General features: G+C 62.5%; 20 protein-coding genes and 1 pseudogene. 19 read left to right on the top strand and 2 right to left on the bottom strand.

Features of this window, described 5'->3' with window-relative positions; genetic code table 11:
* Positions 1-77: 77 nt before the first annotated feature.
* The 10 genes from leuS (at position 78) to BN5935_RS05950 (ending at position 10,456) form a co-directional block, all read left to right on the top strand.
* The gene (gene leuS / locus BN5935_RS05995; RefSeq protein ID WP_064975324.1) at positions 78-2,834 is read left to right on the top strand and encodes a leucine--tRNA ligase; all 2,757 of its coding nucleotides are present in this window, start codon (positions 78-80) and stop codon (positions 2,832-2,834) included.
* Between the two features lie 139 nt (positions 2,835-2,973).
* Positions 2,974-3,843 carry an alpha/beta hydrolase gene (locus tag BN5935_RS05990; RefSeq protein ID WP_394330946.1) on the top strand — a complete coding sequence of 290 codons (870 nt, stop codon included), beginning with the start codon at positions 2,974-2,976 and terminating at the stop codon, positions 3,841-3,843.
* Positions 3,844-3,855: 12 nt separating this feature from the next.
* A complete protein-coding gene (locus tag BN5935_RS05985) occupies positions 3,856-4,722 on the top strand; it encodes an alpha/beta hydrolase (RefSeq protein WP_064975322.1) in 867 nt (288 codons plus the stop codon).
* Between the two features lie 186 nt (positions 4,723-4,908).
* Complete coding sequence (gene prfA / locus BN5935_RS05980; RefSeq protein WP_064975321.1) at positions 4,909-5,994, top strand: peptide chain release factor 1; 1,086 nt, start codon at positions 4,909-4,911, stop codon at positions 5,992-5,994.
* A gap of 8 nt (positions 5,995-6,002) precedes the next feature.
* Positions 6,003-6,299: an MGMT family protein gene (locus BN5935_RS05975; RefSeq protein WP_064975320.1), complete on the top strand. Its 297-nt coding sequence runs from the start codon at positions 6,003-6,005 to the stop codon at positions 6,297-6,299.
* Between the two features lie 310 nt (positions 6,300-6,609).
* On the top strand, positions 6,610-7,158 hold the full coding sequence (locus BN5935_RS05970; protein WP_064975319.1) for an energy transducer TonB: 549 nt from the start codon (positions 6,610-6,612) through the stop codon (positions 7,156-7,158).
* 62 nt (positions 7,159-7,220) lie between these two features.
* Positions 7,221-8,132, top strand: a complete 912-nt coding sequence (gene menA, locus BN5935_RS05965; RefSeq protein ID WP_064975318.1) for a 1,4-dihydroxy-2-naphthoate octaprenyltransferase — start codon at positions 7,221-7,223, stop codon at positions 8,130-8,132.
* Positions 8,132-9,367 carry an exodeoxyribonuclease VII large subunit gene (xseA, locus tag BN5935_RS05960; RefSeq protein WP_064975317.1) on the top strand — a complete coding sequence of 412 codons (1,236 nt, stop codon included), beginning with the start codon at positions 8,132-8,134 and terminating at the stop codon, positions 9,365-9,367. The genes menA and xseA overlap by 1 nt, the downstream gene beginning before the upstream one ends.
* Positions 9,368-9,372: 5 nt before the next feature.
* Positions 9,373-9,561, top strand: coding sequence for an exodeoxyribonuclease VII small subunit (gene xseB / locus BN5935_RS05955; protein WP_064975316.1), 189 nt, complete (start codon positions 9,373-9,375; stop codon positions 9,559-9,561).
* 121 nt (positions 9,562-9,682) lie between these two features.
* Entirely contained in the window at positions 9,683-10,456 is a 774-nt protein-coding gene (locus tag BN5935_RS05950) for a class I SAM-dependent methyltransferase (RefSeq protein WP_064976856.1), read from the top strand.
* On the opposite strand, the gene BN5935_RS05945 is transcribed toward BN5935_RS05950, so the two are convergent.
* On the bottom strand, positions 10,409-11,311 hold the full coding sequence (locus tag BN5935_RS05945) for a PHP domain-containing protein (RefSeq protein WP_064975315.1): 903 nt from the start codon (positions 11,309-11,311) through the stop codon (positions 10,409-10,411). The genes BN5935_RS05950 and BN5935_RS05945 overlap by 48 nt on opposite strands.
* A gap of 1 nt (position 11,312) precedes the next feature.
* On the bottom strand, positions 11,313-11,969 hold the full coding sequence (gene trhA, locus BN5935_RS05940) for a PAQR family membrane homeostasis protein TrhA (RefSeq protein ID WP_064975314.1): 657 nt from the start codon (positions 11,967-11,969) through the stop codon (positions 11,313-11,315).
* A gap of 81 nt (positions 11,970-12,050) precedes the next feature.
* On the opposite strand from trhA, the gene BN5935_RS05935 reads away from it, so the two are divergent.
* From BN5935_RS05935 to BN5935_RS05895, 9 genes and pseudogenes are all read left to right on the top strand, one after another.
* Positions 12,051-14,252 (top strand): RelA/SpoT family protein, encoded by a 2,202-nt coding sequence (locus tag BN5935_RS05935; RefSeq protein WP_064975313.1) that lies wholly within the window; start codon positions 12,051-12,053, stop codon positions 14,250-14,252.
* Between the two features lie 34 nt (positions 14,253-14,286).
* Positions 14,287-14,907 carry a GNAT family N-acetyltransferase gene (locus BN5935_RS05930; protein WP_064975312.1) on the top strand — a complete coding sequence of 207 codons (621 nt, stop codon included), beginning with the start codon at positions 14,287-14,289 and terminating at the stop codon, positions 14,905-14,907.
* Positions 14,908-14,923: 16 nt separating this feature from the next.
* Positions 14,924-16,126: an argininosuccinate synthase gene (gene argG / locus BN5935_RS05925; protein WP_064975311.1), complete on the top strand. Its 1,203-nt coding sequence runs from the start codon at positions 14,924-14,926 to the stop codon at positions 16,124-16,126.
* A complete protein-coding gene (gene argC / locus BN5935_RS05920; RefSeq protein WP_064975310.1) occupies positions 16,123-17,085 on the top strand; it encodes an N-acetyl-gamma-glutamyl-phosphate reductase in 963 nt (320 codons plus the stop codon). The genes argG and argC overlap by 4 nt, the downstream gene beginning before the upstream one ends.
* A gap of 218 nt (positions 17,086-17,303) precedes the next feature.
* A complete protein-coding gene (locus tag BN5935_RS05915) occupies positions 17,304-18,428 on the top strand; it encodes an aspartate aminotransferase family protein (protein ID WP_064975309.1) in 1,125 nt (374 codons plus the stop codon).
* Complete coding sequence (locus BN5935_RS05910) at positions 18,425-19,381, top strand: N-acetylornithine carbamoyltransferase (protein ID WP_064975308.1); 957 nt, start codon at positions 18,425-18,427, stop codon at positions 19,379-19,381. The genes BN5935_RS05915 and BN5935_RS05910 overlap by 4 nt, the downstream gene beginning before the upstream one ends.
* On the top strand, positions 19,381-20,148 hold the full coding sequence (gene argB, locus BN5935_RS05905; RefSeq protein WP_064975307.1) for an acetylglutamate kinase: 768 nt from the start codon (positions 19,381-19,383) through the stop codon (positions 20,146-20,148). The genes BN5935_RS05910 and argB overlap by 1 nt, the downstream gene beginning before the upstream one ends.
* Positions 20,148-21,227 carry a M20 family metallo-hydrolase gene (locus tag BN5935_RS05900; RefSeq protein ID WP_064975306.1) on the top strand — a complete coding sequence of 360 codons (1,080 nt, stop codon included), beginning with the start codon at positions 20,148-20,150 and terminating at the stop codon, positions 21,225-21,227. The genes argB and BN5935_RS05900 overlap by 1 nt, the downstream gene beginning before the upstream one ends.
* Positions 21,205-22,588, top strand: a pseudogene (locus BN5935_RS05895) (argininosuccinate lyase). The gene BN5935_RS05900 and the pseudogene BN5935_RS05895 overlap by 23 nt, the downstream one beginning before the upstream one ends.
* Positions 22,589-22,656: the final 68 nt, after the last annotated feature.

Genomic DNA, 22,656 nt, shown 5'->3' with positions numbered 1-22,656 from the left:
CCGGAAAACTTTTGCTATTTTTGCAGACCCGGCCAAGAGCCGGTATCGAGAAGCTAAAATACAAAACGTTCAAAGATATGGAGTACAATTTCAAGGAGATCGAGGCCAAATGGCAGAGCCGCTGGAGAGCGGACAAGACCTACAAGGTGGAGGCCGACCCCGCGCGGCCCAAATTCTATGTGCTGGACATGTTCCCCTACCCGTCGGGAGCGGGCCTGCACGTCGGGCATCCGCTGGGCTACATCGCCTCGGACATCTACTCGCGCTACAAGCGGCTGAAGGGCTTCAACGTCCTGCACCCGATGGGCTACGACGCATTCGGCCTGCCCGCCGAGCAGTACGCCATCCAGACGGGCCAGCACCCGGCCGTCACCACCGAGCAGAACATCGCCCGCTACCGCGAACAACTGGACAAGATCGGCTTCTCGTTCGACTGGGACCGCGAGGTGCGCACATGCGACCCCGGCTACTACAAATGGACCCAGTGGGCGTTCCTCGAGATGTTCTCCCACTACTACTGCTACGACAAACGGCAGGCGCGCCCGATCGCGGAACTCATCGCCGCGTTCGAAAAGAGCGGCACCGAGGGGCTGAACGTCGCCTGTTCGACCGAGATGCACTTCACGGCCGCCGAATGGAACGCCAAGAGCGAACCCGAAAAGGAGCAAATTCTCCAGAACTACCGCCTCGCGTTCCGCGCCGACACGATGGTCAACTGGTGCCCGAAGCTGGGAACCGTGCTGGCCAACGACGAAGTACACGACGGACTTTCGGTCCGCGGCGGCTATCCGGTCGAGCAGAAGCGCATGAAACAATGGCTCCTGCGCGTGACCGCCTATGCCCAGCGCATGCTCGACGGGCTGGACAAACTCGAGTGGAGCGACTCGCTCAAGGAGATCCAGCGCAACTGGATCGGCCGTTCCGAGGGCGCTCAGGTCTTCTTCGACATTCAGAATTCGGCAAAGAAACTCGAGATTTTCACCACCCGCCCCGACACGATCTTCGGCGTGACGTTCATGGTCATCGCCCCCGAGCACGAGTGGGTCGGCTCCCTGACGACGCCCGAAAACAAGGCCGCCGTGGAGGACTACATCTGCCAGACCCGGAAGCGTTCGGAGCGCGACCGCATCGCCGACACGAAGCGCGTAAGCGGCGTTGCGACAGGCTCCTACGCCATCAACCCCTTCACCAAAAAGGCCATTCCGATCTACATCTCGGACTATGTGCTGGCGGGCTACGGAACGGGCGCCATCATGGCCGTCCCGGCACACGACTCGCGCGACTGGGCCTTTGCCCGCCACTTCGGACTGGACATCGTCCCGGTGGTCGAGGGCGGCGACATCGAGAAGGAGTCGTACGATGCAAAAACGGGAAAAGTAATCAACTCGAATTTCCTCGACGGCATGGATGTAAAGGAGGCGATTCAGGTGATGTTCGCCGAAGTCGAGAAGCGCGGACTGGGCAAGAAGCTCGTCAACTACCGCCTGCGCGACGCCATCTTCTCGCGCCAGCGCTACTGGGGCGAGCCGTTCCCGATCTACTACAAGGACGACGTAGCCTACCCGCTGCCGGAAGACAAACTGCCGCTGGAGCTGCCTCCCATCGAGAATTTCGGACCCACGGAGCAGGGCGAGCCGCCGCTGGCCCGCGTCAAGGGATGGGCGACGCCCGAGGGCTACCCCTACGAATACTCGACGATGCCCGGATTCGCCGGCTCGTCGGCCTACTACCTCCGCTACATGGACCCGCACAACGACGAGGCGCTCGTGAGCAGGGAGGCCGACGAGTACTGGCGCAACGTGGACCTCTACGTCGGCGGCATCGAGCACGCCACGGGCCACCTGATGTACTCGCGTTTCTGGAACATGTTCCTCTACGATCTGGGAGCCGTCTGCGAGGAGGAGCCCTTCCGGAAGCTCGTCAATCAAGGCATGATCCAAGGCCGTTCGAACTTCGTCTACCGCATCGTCGGGACCAACAAGTTCGTGTCGCTGGGCCTCAAGGAGCAGTACGACACGCAGGCGCTCTACGTCGACGTGAACATCGTCCGCAACGACATCCTCGACCTCGACGCCTTCCGTGCGTGGATGCCCGAATACAAGGATGCCGAATTCATCCTCGAGGACGGCAAATACGTCTGCGGCTGGGCCATCGAGAAGATGTCCAAGTCGTTCTACAACGTCGTGAACCCCGACTACATCGTCGACAACTACGGCGCCGACACGCTGCGCATGTACGAGATGTTCCTCGGCCCGCTCGAGCAGTCGAAGCCTTGGGACACGAACGGCATCGACGGCGTGCACAAGTTCCTGCGCCGCTTCTGGCGGCTGTTCTTCGACCGCGACGGACAACTGTGCGTCACCGACGAGAAGGCGAGCGAAAAAGAGCTCCGCACGCTGCACAAGACCATCAAGAAAGTCTCGGAGGATATCGAGAACTTCTCGTTCAACACCTCCGTCGCGGCCTTCATGATCTGCCTCAACGAGCTGGGCGAGTGTTCGAAGCGCGAAGTGCTCGAACCGCTGACCGTGCTGCTCGCCCCCTTCGCCCCGCACATCGCCGAGGAGCTGTGGGCCGCGCTCGGACACACCGAATCGGTCTGCACGGCCGCGTACCCGGTCTGCGACGAGAAGCATCTCGTGCTCGACGCCTTCGAATACCCCGTGTCGGTCAACGGCAAGCTCCGCTTCAAAAAGGAGTACGCCGCCTCGATGACACCCGCCGAGATTCAGGCCGACGTCGTCACGGCTCCCGAGGCGCAGAAATGGCTCGAAGGCAAGGCCCCGAAGAAGATCATCGTCGTGCCGGGCAAGATCATCAACATCGTAATTTAAGAGCCGGGGTTTAGGGGCGGTGCACGGTCACCGGATCTCGGTTCCGGTTCCGCGCCTCCACCTCTAAAAAACCGTTTCTTAAACGGTCCTCGGGAGAGGCTTATCCTTCGGAGAACAGCATCCGACAAAAACATCCTATATGAAACGAACCGTTCAACTTTTTCTGGCATTTTTGCTTATGAGCGCATCCGCTTCCGCCAAAGACTACGGGCAGGCCGCGACGATCCGCATCTGGGACAACGCTTCGGCGCCCCACAGCAACGGCATCGACACCCCCGAGCAGGAGCCCGAACCCAACCGGCTGGCCAACACGTCGGAGGCCGAACTCTACATCTTTCCCGCCGACACGGCCTGCGCCACCGGTCAGGCCGTGGTGATCTGCCCCGGAGGCGGTTACGGACGGCTGGCCATCGACCACGAAGGCTACGAAGTGGCCAAGTGGCTCGCCGCGAACGGCATCACCGGCGCCGTGCTGAAATACCGCATGCCCAACCACCACCCCGAGGTGCCGCTGGAGGATGCCGAGCAGGCCCTGCGCATCATGCGCGGCGACGCCCCGGGCGCCGAAGGCTTCACCTGCCCCAAGGTCGGCATCGCCGGATTCTCGGCCGGAGGCCATCTCGCGGCGATGGCCTCGACGATCGGCAGCGTCCGTCCGGATTTCTCGATCCTCTTCTACCCGGTCATCTCGGCCGTGCGGGGCAAGCGCCATCAGGGGTCGTTCATCAACCTGCTGAGCGCGGAGCGTACCCCCGAGCAGGACGCGGCCTATTCGCTGGAGAGCCGCGTGACCGCAGCCACGCCCCCGGCGCTGCTGCTGCTCTCGGACGACGACAAGACGGTGCCGCCGGTCAACAGCACCTGCTATTACACGGCCCTGAAAGAGCACGGCATCGAAGCCTCGATACACATCTACCCCATCGGCGGCCACGGCTGGGGCATCCGCAAATCGTTCCGTTACAAGGCCGTCTGGCAGGACGCCGTGCTGGACTGGCTCCGCAAACGCTAAAACACGCACCCGATGAAAAAGATACTTCCGGCCGCAGCCGCGGTCCTCTTCGCATTCACCGCAACGGCGCAGGAACCCGCCGCGACGCTGAAAATCTGGGACAACGCCACGGCGCCCCACAGCAATCACATCGTCCTCGCCCCCGGGGAGGACAACCCCGCGCGGACCGACCGCACGACCGAGACCGAGCTCTACATCTACCCCGCCGATACGGCCCGCGCCACCGGACAGGCCGTGGTGATCTGCCCCGGAGGCAGCTATCTGGGGCTGGCCATCGGCCACGAGGGTCACGATGTGGCCCGCTGGCTGTCGCAGAACGGCGTCACGGCCGCGGTGCTGAAATACCGCATGCCCAACGGGCACCCCGAAGTGCCGCTGGAGGATGTCCAGCAGGCGCTGCGCATCATGGCGGGGCTCGAAGCCGGAACTACGGGATTCACCGCCGACAAGGTGGGCATCATGGGCTTCTCGGCCGGAGGCCATCTGGCCGCCACGGCCTCGACCCTCGGGGCTTTCAAACCCGCCTTTGCGATCCTCGTCTACCCGGTCATCACGGCCGAACCCGGAAAAGGCCACCAGTTCTCGTTCGACAACCTGCTGGGAGAGGACCGCACGGCCGAACAGTCGGAATACTACTCGCTCCAGAACCGTGTGACCGAAGCCACGCCCCCGACCCTGCTGTTCCACTCGGACGACGACACGGGCGTGCCCCCGGTCAACAGCGCGCTCTACTACGAGGCGCTCAAGGCCCACGGCGTGAAAGCGTCGCTGCACATCTACCCGCTGGGCGAGCACGGCTGGGGATTCCTCACGACCTTTCCCTACCACGAAATCTGGAAGGCCGCCGTGCTGGACTGGCTGCGGGAGGTCAACCGATAGGACAAGACGGGAGGGGCGTGCCTGAGGCATGCCCCTCTTTCGTTTTTTCGGAACGCGCATTGCCGTTTGCCGATTATTGGTGTCGTAACGACACTTTTATGGGTCAGAAAGTTTTACCGAATCTCCTGCGATTCGGTTTTGAACTCCTCCGCCTTTTTAGTATCTTTGCACTCAAAATAAACATTTATGGCAGACAATACCATATTGAACCGCCTCGACGGTTTGAAACTCAAATACGAGGAGACGGGACAGAAACTCACCGACCCCGAAGTCATTGCCGACGTCAAGCAGTTCATCCAGCTTACCAAGGAGTACAAGGAGCTGGAACCGATCATCGAGACTTCGGAGCGCTACCGCACGGCCGTCGCCAACCTCGCCGAAGCCAAGGACACGCTGGCCACGGACAAGGACGAGGAGATGCGCGAAATGGCCCGCGAGATGATCGCCGAACTGGAGCCCCAACTGGCGCAGATGGAGGAGGAGATCAAGCTGCTGCTGATTCCCAAGGACCCGCAGGACTCGAAGAACGCCATCATGGAGATCCGCGGCGGCACGGGCGGCGACGAGGCGGCGATCTTCGCCGGCGACCTGCTGCGCATGTACACCAAGTATATCGAGTCGAAGGGGTGGCGTTACGAGATCACCTCGTCGTCGGAGGGCGCCGTGGGCGGCTTCAAGGAGGTGGTGCTGAAGGTCACGGGACAGAACGTCTACGGGACGCTGAAATACGAATCGGGCGTGCATCGCGTGCAGCGCGTGCCGCAGACCGAGACGCAGGGCCGCGTACACACTTCGGCCGCTTCGGTGGCCGTGCTGCCCGAAGCCGAGGAGTTCGACGTCGATATCTCGATGAACGACATCCGCAAGGACATCTTCTGCGCGAGCGGTCCCGGCGGCCAGTCGGTCAACACGACCTATTCGGCCATCCGCCTGACGCACATCCCGACGGGCATCGTCGTGCAGTGTCAGGACCAGAAATCGCAGTTGAAGAACTTCGACAAGGCGTTCGAGGAGCTGCGCACGCGCGTCTTCAACCTCGAATACTCGAAATACCTCGACGAAATCGCCTCGAAACGCAAGACGATGGTCTCGACGGGCGACCGCTCGGCCAAGATCCGCACCTACAACTACCCGCAGGGGCGCATCACCGACCACCGCATCAACTATACGATCTACAACCTCGCGGCCTTCATGGACGGCGACATTCAGGACTGCATCGACCACCTGATCGTGGCCGAGAACGCCGAACGCCTGAAAGAGAGCGAGCTTTAGCCGCCACAATGCGCCTTCCCGCCGATTTCGACGCCGAGATTTGGAGCATCGTCGCGCAGATACCTGCGGGGCGGATCGCAACTTACGGACAACTGGCCCGGCTGGCCGGCATGCCCGGATACGCACGCCGCGTGGGACGGGCGATGGCCGCAGCCCCCGAGGGCCTTCCCTGCCACCGGGTCGTCAACGCCGCAGGCCGCACGGCTCCCGGATGGACCCGACAGCGGGAACTCCTCGAAGCGGAGGGCGTCCGCTTCCGCCGCAACGGATGCGCAGACCTCGTCCATCTGATAGACGGGTTTTAGGGGCGACGGCAGGACATGACGTTTTCCATCCGGTCCACGCCCATCTAAAGATGGGTTTTAGGGGCGACGGCGGGCCACAACGACCCTCATCCGGTCCCCGCCCATCCGTATAGACGGGTTTTAGCGGGCAATATCCCGCCCCCTCCGACCGTTTGGCATGTAAGCTAACGTGTCGACCGACCGAAAGGTATGCCATCTCCCTCCCCGAGGGAGGGCTGGGGTGGGGTCAGATTTGCAAATGACGCCGCAGGCGGCAAAAAACGGAGGCCGACAGTAGTATTACATCGAAAAAACAGGGAACCGTTCAACCATGAAAAACTACGTTCTATTTCTCTTTCTCCTGTGCTTCGCCGCAGCCCTCCGGGCCGCGACGCCGAAACCCATGCCGATGTATATCGTCAACGGCAAGGAGACGAAGGAGATCCGCTCTATCCCGCCCGAGGACATCGAGCACGTCGAGATGCTCCCCGCCGACGAGGAGACCATCGCCCGTTACGGCCAGCGGGCCGCCCACGGGGTGATGCTCATCACCCTGCGCTACGACCAGCCCGCCGCCTTCCCCGCCGACTCCACGTTCGGCCATTACATCGCCCGTCAGGTGCGCTGGGACGCCAGCGAACCCGCCGCCCGCGTGGTCCTGCGCTACAAGATCACCCCCGAGGGCGACACCGTCGTCCATCAGGAGCTCGAATCGACCGACAACCGCCTCAAACGGCGCGTGCTGAAAGCCGTGGCCGGCGCCCCGCGCTGGCAGCCGGCCCTGAAAAACGGCCGGCCGATCGAAACCGAGGGTGTGCTGAGCATCCAGCTCCCCGAGGGCAAACGCATTCCGCGGCCCGTGGAGCTCGTCATCCGCTGACCCTCCCCGCCCCTCGAAAGCCCCAAAATCCCGTCTGCAAAATCCCTTGAAAATCCTCCGCAATGAAAACCAACTCCCTTTCCGCATGGATTCTCGCCGTGAGGCCCTACAGCCTCGGCAACTCCGTGATTCTCGTCCTCGTCGGCTCCGCACTGGCGTGGACCGACGGATCGTTCCACGGCCTGCCTGCCCTGCTGTGCCTGTTGTTCGCCGTGCTGATGCAGTGTACGGCCAATCTGGTGAACGACCTCTGGGACTTTATGAAAGGGGCTGACAAACCCGACCGGCTGGGACCCGACCGGGCTTTCGCCAAGGGATACATCACCCTTCCGGCCATGAAGGCGGGCATCGCCGCATTCACCCTCGCGGCCTGCGCCGCCGGGATCGGGATCCTCGTCTGGGCGCTCCACGCCGGCGTCCTCCGCTGCGGCGGCTGGGAACTCGTCGCCGTGGGCGCCGCCTGCGTCGTCTTCGCCTATTTCTACACCGCAGGACCTTGGCCGCTGGCCTACCACGGTATGGGGGATATCGCGGTCATCCTCTTTTTCGGACTGATTCCCGTAGGATTCACCTACTACATCCAGACCGGGGCATGGACTTGGGAGGTCGTCGTCGCGGCGCTGGCCTGCGGACTGGTGATCGACACGATGCTGATGGTCAACAATTTCCGCGACCGCGAGGAGGATGTCCGCTGCAACAAACGCACGATCGTCGTCTGCCTCGGAGCCGGAGTCGGCCGCTGGGGTTATTTCGCCCTCGGGGCCGCCGCCGTCGCACTCTGCCTCACGCTGCTGGCCGGGGGCCGCACATGGGCCGCGCTGCTGCCGCTCGTCTACCTCGCGGCGCACACCGCCACATGGCGCAAGATGGTGCGTATCGACCACGGCGAGGAACTGAATGTCTGTCTGGGCGAAACAGCCCGCAACATCCTGCTGTTCGGAGCGCTGTTCACGATCGGGATACTGCTGGGCTGATGGCTGAATCACAATATATTACCCTGCGTGAGTTGCAGCGCCGCGTGAAGTCCGCGCTCGAAGGACAGTTCGCGCTGCCCGTATGGGTGAGTGCTGAAATCTCCGAAATAAAAGTCAACTACTCGGGCCACTGCTACCTCGAACTGGTCGAAAAGGGCGGCGACAACGGCGTGCCGACGGCGCAGGCCCGGGCCGTCGTATGGCGGTCGCACTACCCGCGCATCTCGGGGTATTTCGAGGCCGAAACGGGTCAGCGGCTCGCCGCGGGCATCAAGATACTGGCCAAAGTGCTGGTCTCCTACCACGAACTCTACGGCTTCTCGCTGCAAATCACCGACATCGACCCCTCGTACACGCTGGGTGACATGGAGCGGCAGCGGCAGCAGACCATCGCGCAGTTGCAGCAGGACGGGGTCTGGGATATGAACCGCGAGGTGCCGATGCCGACCGTCGTGCAGCGCATCGCCATCGTGTCGAGCGCCAACGCCGCGGGCTATCAGGACTTCTGCAAGGAGCTGGGCAAGAGCCCCTACCGCTTCGAGCTGACCCTGTTCGACGCCTTCATGCAGGGCGCGGCGGCCGAAGAATCTATCGTCGAAGCCTTGTGCAACGTTGCGACCAATCTGGAAAAATTCGACGCCGTGGTGCTGATCCGCGGCGGCGGATCGAGGAGCGACCTCAACTGCTTCAACGCCTACCGCCTCTGCGCCCATGTGGCGCAGTTCCCGCTGCCGGTGGTGACGGGCATCGGCCACGACAAGGACACCAGCGTCGCCGACATGGTGGCCCATACGGCGCTCAAAACCCCGACGGCGGTAGCCGGATGGCTCGTCGAACGGATGACCGAGGTCGACGGGTGGCTCGACTACGCCGCCCTGCAACTGCACGACACCACGACGGCGGCGATGCACGCCTCGGAGGTGCGGCTCGAACGTCTTTCGGGCGAGGTGCGGCGTTTGAGCGGCGAGCTCCTCACGCGGCAGTCGCTGCGGCTGGAACATTTCACGGAGCTGCTGCCCGACGCGGCGCGCGACTTCCTCACACGGCAGACGACGCGGCTGGAAAACGCCGCGGAGCTGATCGCCGGACGCTCTCCCGAGCGCATCCTCCGACTGGGATTCGCCGTGGTGCGGAGCGGCGGCAAGGCCGTGACCTCGGCCGCGGCGGTCGCGGCGGGTGAGCGGATCGAAATAGAGGTCTCCGACGGCAAGATAAATGCAACCGTAAAATCCTGAAGAATATGGCAAAGAAAGAGCTGGCCTACGCCGAGGCGATGGCCGAGATCGAAAAAATACTGGCGCGGCTGCGCAGCGAAGAGATGGACGTGGACAGCCTCGCGGCGGAGGTGAAACGCGCCACGGAGCTGATCGCCTCGTGCAAGGAGCGTCTGCGCAAGGCCGAGGAAGAGGTAACGAAGATTCTGGAGTAAATCCGGATGCGTTGCGACAAGCCCCTCCCGAGGGAGGGGTTTGGGGTGGGGTCAGACTTGTAAACACGGCGGAACGCCGTGAATTACGGCAATCCGATCATCAGTAACGGTTGAACAAATGATAAAACGACTTATTAAATTCTCCCTGAACCACATTCCGCGGCCCGTGCTGCAACGCATCGCCGGATGGGCCGTACCCGTGGCGGGACTCTTCTACAAGGGCCGCGGGACCGAATGCCCCGTGTGCGGTGCGAAATACCGGAAATTCATGCCCTACGGCTATGTGCAGTCGCGGCCCAATGCGCTGTGCCCCAAGTGCCTGTCGCTGGAGCGCCACCGTCTGCTGTGGCTCTACCTGACGCGCGAGACCGACCTGCTGACGGCCTTTCCCCGCACGTTGCACATTGCCCCTGAGGTCTGTATCATGCGTCACCTCAAGCCACACTTCCGCTCGCACCCCGGGCAGTACGTCACGGCCGATCTGGAAAGCCCGCTGGCGGACCTCCATTTCGACGTGCAGCAGATTCCGCTGGCGGACGATTCGGTGGACGTGGTGATCTGCAACCACATCATGGAGCACGTCGCCGACGACCGCAAGGCGATGCGCGAACTGCACCGCATCCTCAAGCCCGGCGGCTGGGGCATCGTCCTCTCCCCGGTGGATACGGATTACGAGCAGACCTACGAGGACGACTCGATCACCGACCCCGACGAGCGCACGCGCATCTTCGGGCAGTACGACCACCGGCGCATCTACGGCGCCGATTATGCCGACCGCCTGCGCGAAGCGGGCTTCGAGGCCGCGGACATCGACTACGCCGCGGCCTTCACCGACGAGGAGCGCAGGCTATACGCCCTGCCCGCCGATCACATTTATGTGGTTTACAAAGTCTGACAGGCGGCCGTCGAAACGGCTGTCAGACGGGAAGCGCCCGACGGCAATACGGGGCTTAGTCTTGCCGTGGAAATCGCTGCCGCAGGTCATCAGCACCCCTTTGGACAGGGCCAGCGAGGTAAAATAGACGGCCTGTTCGGGAGTGTGGTAGTTGTTGAAAACCTCCAGCCCCGCGGCCCCGCGGTCCAGAAGCTGTTCGGCGACCTCCTCGCATCCCCGGAAATTGAGCCCCGGATGCGCCACGACGGGCACGCCGCCGTTGTCGCGGACCAGTTCGACGGCATCACGGTAGTCCATGTATTCGACGGGGACGAACGCCGGGCGTCCCTGGGCGAAATAATCGAGATAAAAGTTGATGTAAGGCATGTCGCTCCGCGTGCCGCCCTCCATATAGGGCCGCAGCGGGGGCGTATGGTATTTCGCGTCGGAGAGCATCACCTCGGCGATCAGTTCGCCCGTCGGCAGTCCCCCGCCGGCGGCTGCCAGCACGGCATCGGCATCGACGGAAAATCCCAGTTTCAGCAGGTTGTCGACCATGCCCCCGAACGACGCCGTGACCTTGGCGGCGACCTCCTCTTCGAGCCACGCGAAATCCGCAGATTCCCAGTCGATGCCATACCCCAGCAGGTGGAGGTCCGTACCCCGGTAGTTGCAGTCGATCTCGATGCCCGGGACGAATCCGATGCCCCGCTCCCGGGCCAGCCGGGCGGCCTCGCCGACGCCCCGCACCGAATTGTGGTCCGTCAGGGAAAAGAGCGTCAACTGCGCCCCGAGGCACTTGTCGACAATGTCGGCAACGGAAAATTCCCCGTCGCTGCTGTATTCGGAATGGATGTGCAGATCGAAAGCGGCCATGTCAGTAGAGGTAAAAGACGATCCCGACGAAATGCGCCGCAACCGCCAAGTTAATCAGCAGATGCCAGACCATGTGGTGATAGCGGAACCCTTTTTTCGCATAGAAATAGGCCCCGAGGGTGTAAAGCAGGCCGCCCAGCGCGATCATTACCAGCAGCGGCACCGAAGCCCGGCGCACGAACAGCGGCAGGAAGAAGACGATCGTCCAGCCCATGACCAGATAAATGGTCAGGCTGATGGCCGGTATCGACTTGCGGGACAGCGATTTGTAGAAGATGCCGAAAATCACCATCGCCCACTGGAGAATGGTGATGAAGACCCCCTGCCAGCCGCCGATAACCATCAGCGCGACGGGCGTGTAGCTGCCCGCGATGGCGACGTAGATGAAAATGTGGTCGAGGATGTGGAACACCTCCTTGTGCTTCGACTGCGGGTTCATCGAGTGATAGAGCGTCGACGCGAGGAACATCAGGAAGATCGAAATCACGAAAACCGAGACCGAAGCCGACGCCAAGACCCCGTCGGGATCATGCGCATAGGCCCACACGGCAGCAAAGGGAAGGGCCACGAGCGCCAGCAGCGACATCACGCCGTGGGAGACCGCATTGCCGATCTCCTCGCCCACGGTCGGGACATATACCTCCTTTTTCTTTGCCATTGCATAAGGTATTGGTTCAACGTTACAAATTTATAATTTTTTTTCATATCTTTGCCGCTAACGCTATTCGGTTAGGTAAAAATGGACTTTTCACGGTATGAAAAACTCCGCACGCTCGTGCGCGCGAACTTCTCGGAGCAGACACAGCGCCTCGTCGACGAGGCATTGGAGTATGCCGACGCGAAGCTCGCCGGACTCATGCGTTACGACGGCTCGCCTCTGGTGGACCACGCCGCCGCGGTAGCTTCGATCGTGATCTCGGAGGTCGGCCTCGGCCGCAACTCCGCCGTGGCGTCCATCCTCCACGACGTCGTGCGGCTGGCCCACAAGCAGCTCCCGGCCGAGGAGTTCCTCGCCCTGAGCGCCGACATCCGCCGCCGCTTCGGCGATCAGGTCGTGGGCATCACCCTCGGGCTGGCCAACATCTCGGAACTGAAGCTCAAGGTGGCCAAGGAGCAGGCCGACAATTTCCGCGACCTGATCGTCAGCTACTCCGAGGACCCGCGCGTAATCCTCATCAAACTGGCCGACCGCCTCGAGGTGATGCGCTCGCTGGAGATGTTCCCGCGCGAAAAGTGGCGCAAGAAGAGCTGGGAGTCGATGAACCTCTACGCCCAGATCGCCCACAAGCTGGGTCTCTACTCGATCAAGAGCGAGCTGGAGGACATCGCCCTGAAATACCTCGAACCGAAGGATTACGAACACATCGTCACGAAGCTCGAGGAGAGCGCCGAGGAGCGCCGTGCGTTCATCGCCCGGTTCCTCGTGCCCATCGAGCAGCGGCTGCACCGCCTCGGCATCAAATACCACATCAAGAGCCGCACCAAGTCGATCTTCTCGATCTGGACCAAGATGCACAAACAGCACGTCCCGTTCGAGGGCGTCTACGACATCTTCGCCATCCGCATCATCATCGACTGCGACAAGGAGGCCGAGAAACAGTTGTGCTGGACGGCCTATTCGGTGGTGACGGATTTTTACACCCCCAACCCCAACCGCATGCGCGACTGGATCTCGATCCCCAAGTCGAACGGTTACGAGTCGCTGCACACCACCGTGTCGGCCGAAGGCCGCTGGGTCGAGGTGCAGATACGCACCGAGCGCATGGACGCCGTGGCCGAGCGCGGTATTGCGGCGCACTGGCGCTACAAGGGGGTTAACCAAGGGGCGCAGACCAGCGAGATGTGGCTGGGCCACCTGCGCGAACTGATGGAGGACACGACCCACTCGCTGGCGCAGCGTTTCGACGCCAAGCCCGCCTCGGGCGAGATTTTCGTCTTCACGCCCAACGGCGACCTGCGCAAACTCCCCGAAGGAGCCACGCTGCTCGATTTCGCGTTCGACATCCACACCTCGCTGGGTTCGACGTGCGTAGGCGGCAAGGTCAACAACCGCGCGGTGTCGATCCGCGAAACACTCCGCAACGGCGACATCGTGGAGATTCTCACCCAGAAGAACCAGACGCCCAAGTCGGACTGGCTGACGTTCGTCATCACGTCGAAGGCCCGCAACAAGATCAAGTCCTACCTTCGCGAAGAGCAGGCCAAGCATACGCGCATGGGGCGCGAGGAGCTGGAGCGCAAGCTCAAGAACTGGAAATTCGCCATCACGATCGACGAGGCGGTGGCCTATCTGGCCAAATACTTCAAACTGCGCCTCGGGACGGAGGTCTACGCCCTGATCGCCACCCAGAAGCTCGACTTCGGGTCGATCAAGGAGATACTGGCCCGCCACCTCTCGGGAGAGGCCGAGGAGGAGCGCCGCGCCGCGGCCGCCGAGATCGAGCGCCAGAAGGCCGCACAGCACAACGCGCGGGAGAGCGCCGCACCGCAGGACGCACTGGTGATTGACGACGACATTTCGAAAATACAATATAAGCTGGCCAAGTGCTGCAACCCGATCAAGGGCGACGACGTGTTCGGTTTCGTGACGATCAATGCGGGCATCACGATCCACCGCTGCGACTGTCCCAACGCCAAGCGCATGCGCGAAAACTATCCCTACCGGGTGATCGACGCCCGCTGGCGGCAGAATGCCGAGGGGGCTTTCCGCGTGACGATCCGCATCGTGGCGGCAGACACCACGGGCATGGCCAACCACATCACCGAGGTCATCGTCCGCGACCTCAAACTGGGCATCCGCTCGATGAACTTCGCACCGGCCGGCAACGGCTGTCTGGCGGGAACCGTCGCGGTCGAGGTGCCCGGTGCGGCCGTCGTGGATACGCTGATCCATCAGATCATGCGCATCAAGGGCGTGCAGCGCGCCTACCGCATCAACTAATTCGTTCACAACTTTTTACCCACATAAACAATAAATGAATAACAACACAATCAGCGTCGTATTCGCCGACTCGTCACACGCACATTACGCACCGCGTATTTGCGATCTGATCTATGAGTCGGCCCTGCAGCGGGGTACGGGCATCGCCAAGCGTTCGCCCGAGTACATCGCCGCAAAAATGACCGGTGGCAAGGCCGTCGTGGCGCTGGACGGTGAAAAACTGGTCGGGTTCAGCTACATCGAGTGCTGGGGTCACGGCGACTTCGTCGCCACCTCGGGACTGATCGTCGATCCGGAGTACCGGCACATGGGACTCGCGGAACAGATCAAACGACGAACGTTCGAGCTTGCCCGACGACGATTCCCGTTTGCCAAGTTATTCAGTATCACCACGTCGCTGCCCGTCATGAAGCTCAATTCGCGGATGGGCTACGTCCCCGTGACCTTCTCGGAACTCACCGAGGACGAGGAGTTCTGGCGCGGCTGCGAAGGCTGCTGCAACTACGACATCCTGCAACGCAACAACCGCCGCATGTGCCTCTGCACGGGCATGCTTTACGACCCGGCCAAGGAGCCGCCCGCAAAACAGTCGCGTCTGGCGCCCTACCGGATGTTCCTGAGGAACAAAGTAAAAAAGTTGTTTCACCTGAAATAGTTAAAACCGAAATAAAATGGAAAAGAAGAAAGTGGTTCTGGCGTTCAGCGGCGGTCTGGACACCTCGTTTTGTGTAAAATACCTCTCCGAGGAGAAGGGATACGACGTCTACACGGCGATCGCCAACACGGGCGGATTCTCGAAGCCCGAACTCGAGAAGATCGAACAGCGCGCCGTGGAGCTCGGCGCCGTGGCCCACGCCACGCTCGACATCGAGCAGGAGTATTACGAGAAGAGCATCCGCTACATGGTCTTCGGCAACATCCTGCGCAACGGAACCTACCCCATTTCGGTGAGCTCGGAGCGCATTTTCCAAGCCATCGCCATCATCGAATACGCCAAGCAGATCGGCGCCGACGCCGTGGCACACGGTTCGACGGGCGCGGGCAACGATCAGGTGCGCTTCGACCTGACGTTCCAGATCCTCGCCCCCGAGATCGAGATCATCACCCCGACGCGCGACATGACCCTGACGCGCGAATACGAGATCGACTACCTGCGCAAACACGGCATCACGGCCGACTACAAGAAGATGGAGTACTCGATCAACAAGGGGCTGTGGGGCACCTCGATCGGCGGCAAGGAGACCCTCCACTCGGAGCAGACGCTTCCCGAGGAGGCCTATCCCAGCCCCATTACGGCCGAGGGCGAGGAGCGGCTCAAGCTCACGTTCGAGGAGGGCGAGCTGGCGGCCGTCAACGGCAAGGCCTACACCGACAAGGTCGAGGCCATCCGCGCCGTGGAGGCCATCGGTTCGAAATTCGGCATCGGCCGCGACATGCACATCGGCGACACGATCATCGGCATCAAGGGCCGCGTGGGCTTCGAGGCCGCAGCGCCGATGCTCATCATCGCCGCGCACAAGATGCTCGAGAAGCACACGCTGACCAAGTGGCAGATCTACTGGAAAGAGCAGGTGGCAACGTGGTACGGCATGTTCCTCCACGAGGCGCAGTACCTCGAGCCCGTGATGCGCGACATCGAGGCGATGCTCCTTTCGTCGCAGCGCAACGTGACGGGTACCGTGGAACTGATCCTGCGTCCGAGAAACTACACGCTGGTGGGCGTCGATTCGACGTTCGATCTGATGAAGACCGACTTCGGCGAATACGGCGAGGTCAACAAGGCGTGGTCGGCGGACGACGTGAAGGGATTCACGAAGATTCTCGGCAACCAGATCAAGATTTTCTACAACGTCCAGAAACGCAACAAGAAATGATCCGCGCCGGCATCATCGGGGGCGCCGGGTACACCGCCGGCGAACTGATCCGCCTGCTGGTGAACCATCCGCAGGTGGAGATCGTCTTCGTCCACAGCACGTCGAATGCGGGCAACCGCCTCGCGGACGTGCACGGAGGACTGGAGGGCGACACCGACATGCGGTTCGGCGACTCCTGCGACCTCGGGTCGGCCGACGTCGTGTTCCTCTGCTCGGCACACGGGCAGAGCAAGGTGTGGCTGGCGGAGAATACCGTTCCGGCAGGCGTGAAGATCATCGACCTTGCGCAGGATTTCCGCGACGAGTCGGAGGGGTTCGTCTACGGGCTTCCGGAGCTGAACCGCGAGCGCATCCGCCGTGCGGAGCGCGTGGCCAATCCGGGCTGTTTCGCCACGGCGATCCAGTTGGCGCTGCTGCCGCTGGCCGCGGCGGGGCTGTTGCAGGACGAAGTGCATGTGACGGCCGTGACGGGTTCGACGGGCGCGGGGGTGAAACCCTCGGCCACGACCCATTTCAGTTGGCGGGCGTCGAACATCTCGGTCTACAAGGCCTTCACGCACCAGCACCTGATCGAAATCAGACGCAACCTGCGGCTGCTGGAGCCGTCGTTCGACCGTGCGGTCAACTTCGTGCCGATGCGCGGCGACTTCACGCGGGGCATTCTGGCGAGCGTCTACACGGCGTGTCCGCTCGACGGCGAGGCCGTCCGGAAGCTCTACGCCGACTTCTACGCTTCGGCGGCATTCACCCGCCTGACGGAGCACGACGTGGACCTGAAGCAGGTGGTGAACACCAACAAGGCGCTGCTGCACACGGCCGTTTACGACGGCAAAGTGCACATCACCTCGGTGATCGACAACCTGCTGAAAGGCGCCTCGGGGCAGGCCGTGCAGAACATGAACCTGATGTTCGGGCTCGACGAAAAGGAGGGATTGCGACTGAAAGCCAGCGCTTTCTAACCGGCGGCTAAAAGCCGCCGCACAATAGCCGCTTTTTGGTCGGCAAAAAGCGGCGCAAAAACCGACCGGCTGACAAAAAAAGCTAAAAGACGCGGCCTAACGCTGGCTCCGGGCGACTATTCGCGGGTTTGCTAGCAAACCGTCCCCTCCGCTCGCGCTTTTAGTCCGCATCTTTCCGGACGCTTTTTTTGCCGGGCCGGATTATTAAACATTAAAAAATGAAATTATTCAACGTATATTCGTTATATCCGATCGAACCCGTCCGGGGGCGGGGCTGCTTCGTCTACGACGAGGCGGGCACCGAGTACCTCGACCTCTACGGCGGCCATGCCGTGATCTCGATCGGGCATGCGCAGCCCGACTATGTGCGGGCCGTGCAGGAGCAGGCAGCGCGCATCGGATTCTACTCGAACTCGGTGGAGAACCCGCTGCAACAGACTCTCGCCGACAAACTCGGGCGCATCTCGGGTTACGACGACTTCCGCCTCTTCCTCTGCAACTCGGGGGCCGAGGCCAATGAGAACGCCCTGAAACTGGCGTCGTTCCACACAGGCCGTCCGAAGGTGCTGGCCATCGCGAAGGCTTTCCACGGCCGCACGTCGGGAGCCGTCGCCGTGACGGACAACCCCGCGATTCAGTCGCCCTTCAACCGCACCCCCAACGTGGAATTCACGCCGCTGAACGACCTCGAAGCCGCACGCAGGAAGCTGGCGACACGCGAATTCGCGGCGGTGATCGTCGAGGGTATTCAGGGCGTGTCGGGCATCCACTGCCCCACGAACGAGTTCCTGCGGGGGCTGCGCGAAGCCGCCACCGAAAGCGGGACGCAGTTGGTGCTGGACGAAATCCAGTCGGGATACGGCCGCACGGGGCGTTTCTTCGCCCATCAGGAGGCGAACATCCGTCCCGACCTCATCACCACGGCCAAAGGCATGGCCAACGGATTCCCCATCGGCGGCGTGCTGATCGCGCCCCACTTCGAGGCGCGTCCGGGACTGCTGGGAACCACCTTCGGAGGCAGTCATCTGGCCTGTGCGGCGGCGATCGCCGTGCTGGACGTGATCGAACGCGACGGGCTTGTGGAGAACGCCGCGACGGTCGGCGAATACCTGCTGGCCGAACTGCACAAGATGGGCGGGCTGAAAGAGGTGCGCGGACGCGGCCTGATGATCGGCATCGAGATCGACGGTTCGGGCCCGGAGCTCCGCAAGCGTCTGCTCTTCGAAAAACACATCTTCACCGGCGGGGCGGGAGCCTCGACCGTGCGGCTGCTGCCGGCGCTGTGCCTCACGCGCGAAATGGCGGACCGCTTCCTCAACGCATTCAAAGAGATGATCGGATGAAAAAGTTTACCTGCGTACAAGACATCGGCGACCTTAAGACGGCCGTCGCCGAAGCGATGGAGATCAAGCGCGACCGCTTCCAGTTCACGGGACTGGGGCGCAACAAGACACTGCTGATGCTCTTCTTCAACTCGAGCCTCCGCACACGGCTCTCGACCCAGAAGGCCGCCATGAACCTCGGGATGAACGTCATGGTACTCGACGTCAACCAAGGAGCATGGAAACTCGAGACCGAACGCGGCGTGGTGATGGACGGCGACAAGGCCGAACACCTGCTGGAGGCGATTCCCGTGATGGGATCGTACTGCGATGTGATCGGCGTACGCTCGTTCGCGCGCTTCGCGGACAAGGCCGAGGATTACGAGGAGCGCGTGCTGGAACAGTTCATCCGTTACTCGGGACGCCCGGTCTTCTCAATGGAGGCCGCGACGCGCCATCCGCTGCAAAGTTTCGCCGACCTCATCACCATCGAGGAGCATAAGGCCGTGGAGCGCCCGAAGGTCGTGATGACATGGGCCCCGCATCCCAACGCCCTGCCGCAGGCCGTGCCCAACTCGTTCGCCGAATGGATGAACGCCGCGGACTATGATTTCGTCATCACCCATCCCGAGGGGTACGAGCTCGACCCGAAATTCGTCGGCCCGGCCCGGGTGGAATACGACCAGCGCAAGGCCCTCGAGGGCGCCGACTTCGTCTATGCCAAGAACTGGGCCGCCTACGCGGACCCCAACTACAGCAAGGTGCTCTCGCGCGACCGTGCATGGACGGTGGACACGGAGAAAATGGCGCTCACGAACAACGCTTACTTCATGCACTGCCTGCCCGTCCGCCGCAACATGATCGTCACGGACGAGGTGATCGAATCGCCCCGTTCGCTGGTGATTCCCGAGGCGGCGAACCGCGAGATATCGGCCCAAGTGGTATTGAAACGACTGTTGGAGGGACTGGAATAATGGAACGCATCACGGTCGTAAAGATAGGCGGCAACGTCATCGACAACCCCGCGGCGCTGAAACGCTTTCTGAAAGAGTTCGCGGCGCTGGAAGACCCGAAAATTCTGATTCACGGCGGCGGGAAGCTGGCCACGCGGCTGGCCGAGCGGCTGGAACTGAAGGTGCAGATGGTCGACGGACGCCGCATCACCGACAAGGGGACGCTCGACGTGGTGACAATGGTCTACGCCGGGTTGATCAACAAGCAGGTCGTCGCGGGGCTTCAGGCCGCGGGATGCAACGCCCTCGGGCTGTCGGGAGCCGACGGAAATGCTGTCACGGCCCGCCGCCGCGACCCGCATCCGGTCGACTACGGATTCGTGGGCGACATCGAGCGAGTGGATTCCGCGCTGCTGTGCCGGCTGCTGGAAGGGGGTATCACGCCCGTCTTCTCGGCCATCATGCACGACGGGAAAGGGACGCTGCTCAACTGCAACGCCGACAGCGTGGCTTCGGCCATCGCGCTAGGCGCTGCGGAGATCGCCCCGACGGAGCTGGTTTTCTGCTTCGAGAAAGCCGGAGTCCTGCGCGACCCGGAGGACGACACAACGCTGATCCGCGAGATCACGGCCGCGACCTACCCTCCGCTCAAGGAGGACGGAACGGTGAGCAAGGGGATGATCCCCAAGATCGAAAACGCCCTGAAAGCCATTGAGAAAGGGGTTCGGAGCGTCACCATCAAGCATTCGGATAACCTGCTGAACGACACCGGAACGGTGATAAAATAATGGACACGAAAACCACGGAAGCCATCGGGCTGCTGAAAAGGCTGATCGCAACGCCGTCGCTTTCGCGCGACGAAGCGCGCACCGCGGAGCTGATCTTCGGGTATCTGGCGGAGCACGGCGCGGCGCCCGAACGGCTTGAGAACAACGTCTGGGCACGGTCGGAAGGGTTCGACCCCGCGCGGCCGACCCTGCTGCTGAACTCGCACCACGACACGGTGCGTCCGGCGGCTTCGTACACGCGCGACCCGTTCACGCCGGTCATCGAAGGCGACCGGCTGTACGGCCTCGGGAGCAACGACGCAGGGGCTTCGGCGGTGAGCCTGATACAGACATTCCTAACTTTCCGCACGCGGGAGCTGCCCTTCAACCTCGTGCTGGCCATCTCGGCCGAGGAGGAGTGCATGGGCGAGCACGGTATGCGTGCCCTGCTGCCCGCGCTGGGGAAAATCGACATGGCGCTGGTCGGCGAGCCAACCGGCATGCAGGCCGCCGCAGGCGAGCGGGGGCTGGTGGTGCTGGACTGCACGGCGCACGGCAAGAGCGGCCATGCGGCCCGCGGCGAGGGAATAAATGCCCTCTATATCGCCGTGGAGGACATCGCGCGGCTGCGCTCGTTCCGCTTCGAACGGGAGTCGGAACTGCTGGGGCCGATCGGGATCGCGGTGACGCAGATCGAAGCCGGAACGCAGCACAACGTGGTGCCCGACAGCTGCCGCTTCGTCGCGGACGTCCGCACGACGGACGCCTACACCAACGAGGAGACGGTGGAAATCCTGCGGGCAGCCATCCGATCCGACGCCGTGCCCCGTTCGACGCGCATCCGGGCTTCGGCGCTCGGCGCAGAACATCCGCTGATGCGGGCGGCACGGGCCGCAGGGCGCACCCCGTATGTCTCGCCCACGACGTCGGACATGGCGCTGATGCCCTTCCCGTCGCTCAAGATGGGTCCCGGGCAGTCGTCACGTTCACACACGGCGGACGAATTCGTACTCCTCTCGGAGATCGAAGAGGGAATCGCCGTTTATGAAAATTACATCGAAAAATTAGCACAGGAATATGGCTGGAAAACTTTGGGATAAGGGGTTCGAACCCGACAAGATGATCGAGGAATACACCGTGGGCGACGACCGCGAGCTGGATATGCGGCTGGCACGTTATGACGTCGAGGGGTCGCTGGCCCATATCGCCATGCTGGAAAAAATCGGGCTGCTGACCGCCGAAGAGCTCACGACGCTGACGGCGGGGCTCCGGGAGATCGCCGCGGAGATCGAGGCCGGGCGTTTCGAGATCGAGCCCGGTACCGAGGACGTCCATTCGCAGGTCGAGCTGATGCTCACCCGCCGACTGGGCGATGCGGGCAAGAAGATCCATTCGGGGCGTTCGCGCAACGACCAAGTGCTGGTGGACCTCAAACTGTTCCTGCGCGACGAACTGCGGCAGACGGCCGACGCCGTGAAGGTCGTCTTCGACCGGCTGCAAGAACTCAGCGAACGTTACAAGGCGGTGCTGATGCCGGGATACACCCACCTGCAGATCGCCATGCCCTCGTCGTTCGGGCTTTGGTTCGGGGCCTATGCCGAGACGCTCGTCGACGACATGCGGCTGGTAGCCGCGGCATGGCACATCGCCAACCAGAACCCGCTGGGTTCGGCCGCCGGGTACGGCTCGTCGTTCCCGCTCGACCGCACGATGACCACCCGCCTGCTGGAATTCGAAGCGCTGCACTACAACGTCGTGGCGGCGCAGATGAGCCGCGGCAAGAGCGAACGCGCCGCAGCGGCCGCCATTGCCGGCGCGTATAACCAACCAGGTGGGGAGAAAAGACAGGGGGGGAGGGCGCGGCAAGAGCGAACGCGCCGCAGCGGCCGCCATTGCCGCCGTGGCCGCGACCGTAGGCCGGCTGGCGATGGACGCCTGCCTGTTCATGAGCCAGAATTTCGGTTTCCTGTCGCTGCCCGACGAGCTGACCACCGGGTCGAGCATCATGCCCCACAAGAAGAATCCCGACGTCTTCGAGATCATGCGCGGACGCTGCAACCGCCTCCAGTCGGTACCCAACGAAATCGCGCTGCTGACGACCAACCTCCCGGTGGGTTATCACCGCGACCTGCAACTGATGAAGGACATCCTCTTCCCGGCGACGACCGAGATCAAGCGCACGCTCCGGATGTGCGACTTCATGCTGGCGCACCTGCGCGTCAACGAGCAGATCCTCGACGACCGGAAATACGACTACCTCTTCACGGTGGAGGACGTCAACCGGCTCGTTTTGCAAGGCACGCCCTTCCGCGAAGCCTACAAAGAGGTGGGCATGGCCGTACAGAAAGGCGAATACCGCCCCACCCGCGAGGTGCACCACACCCACGAAGGCAGCATCGGCAACCTCTGCACGGCCCAAATCCGGCAGAAGATGGAGCGCGTACTCGAAGAGTTCGAATAGAAATTCCGGACGCTTGCCCGTCCGGAATATTTTCTTAACTTTGTCTGCAACCAATCCAAACAGGCAAA

The sequence above is a fragment of the Alistipes provencensis genome (assembly GCF_900083545.1).
GTDB classification, from domain to species: Bacteria; Bacteroidota; Bacteroidia; order Bacteroidales; family Rikenellaceae; genus Alistipes; species Alistipes provencensis.
The sequence above is the reverse complement of the archived record's forward strand: the minus strand, read 5'-3'. Positions and strand labels throughout refer to the sequence as shown.

What these genes read in the sequence shown, in the direction of transcription:
- leuS (WP_064975324.1), top strand. Translation starts at nt 78, where the DNA reads ATGGAGTACAATTTCAAGGAGATCGAGGCCAAATGGCAGAGCCGCTGG.
- BN5935_RS05990 (WP_394330946.1), top strand. Translation starts at nt 2,974, where the DNA reads ATGAAACGAACCGTTCAACTTTTTCTGGCATTTTTGCTTATGAGCGCA.
- BN5935_RS05985 (WP_064975322.1), top strand. Translation starts at nt 3,856, where the DNA reads ATGAAAAAGATACTTCCGGCCGCAGCCGCGGTCCTCTTCGCATTCACC.
- prfA (WP_064975321.1), top strand. Translation starts at nt 4,909, where the DNA reads ATGGCAGACAATACCATATTGAACCGCCTCGACGGTTTGAAACTCAAA.
- BN5935_RS05975 (WP_064975320.1), top strand. Translation starts at nt 6,003, where the DNA reads ATGCGCCTTCCCGCCGATTTCGACGCCGAGATTTGGAGCATCGTCGCG.
- BN5935_RS05970 (WP_064975319.1), top strand. Translation starts at nt 6,610, where the DNA reads ATGAAAAACTACGTTCTATTTCTCTTTCTCCTGTGCTTCGCCGCAGCC.
- menA (WP_064975318.1), top strand. Translation starts at nt 7,221, where the DNA reads ATGAAAACCAACTCCCTTTCCGCATGGATTCTCGCCGTGAGGCCCTAC.
- xseA (WP_064975317.1), top strand. Translation starts at nt 8,132, where the DNA reads ATGGCTGAATCACAATATATTACCCTGCGTGAGTTGCAGCGCCGCGTG.
- xseB (WP_064975316.1), top strand. Translation starts at nt 9,373, where the DNA reads ATGGCAAAGAAAGAGCTGGCCTACGCCGAGGCGATGGCCGAGATCGAA.
- BN5935_RS05945 (WP_064975315.1), bottom strand. Translation starts at nt 11,311, where the DNA reads ATGGCCGCTTTCGATCTGCACATCCATTCCGAATACAGCAGCGACGGG.
- trhA (WP_064975314.1), bottom strand. Translation starts at nt 11,969, where the DNA reads ATGGCAAAGAAAAAGGAGGTATATGTCCCGACCGTGGGCGAGGAGATC.
- BN5935_RS05935 (WP_064975313.1), top strand. Translation starts at nt 12,051, where the DNA reads ATGGACTTTTCACGGTATGAAAAACTCCGCACGCTCGTGCGCGCGAAC.
- BN5935_RS05930 (WP_064975312.1), top strand. Translation starts at nt 14,287, where the DNA reads ATGAATAACAACACAATCAGCGTCGTATTCGCCGACTCGTCACACGCA.
- argG (WP_064975311.1), top strand. Translation starts at nt 14,924, where the DNA reads ATGGAAAAGAAGAAAGTGGTTCTGGCGTTCAGCGGCGGTCTGGACACC.
- argC (WP_064975310.1), top strand. Translation starts at nt 16,123, where the DNA reads ATGATCCGCGCCGGCATCATCGGGGGCGCCGGGTACACCGCCGGCGAA.
- BN5935_RS05915 (WP_064975309.1), top strand. Translation starts at nt 17,304, where the DNA reads ATGAAATTATTCAACGTATATTCGTTATATCCGATCGAACCCGTCCGG.
- BN5935_RS05910 (WP_064975308.1), top strand. Translation starts at nt 18,425, where the DNA reads ATGAAAAAGTTTACCTGCGTACAAGACATCGGCGACCTTAAGACGGCC.
- argB (WP_064975307.1), top strand. Translation starts at nt 19,381, where the DNA reads ATGGAACGCATCACGGTCGTAAAGATAGGCGGCAACGTCATCGACAAC.
- BN5935_RS05900 (WP_064975306.1), top strand. Translation starts at nt 20,148, where the DNA reads ATGGACACGAAAACCACGGAAGCCATCGGGCTGCTGAAAAGGCTGATC.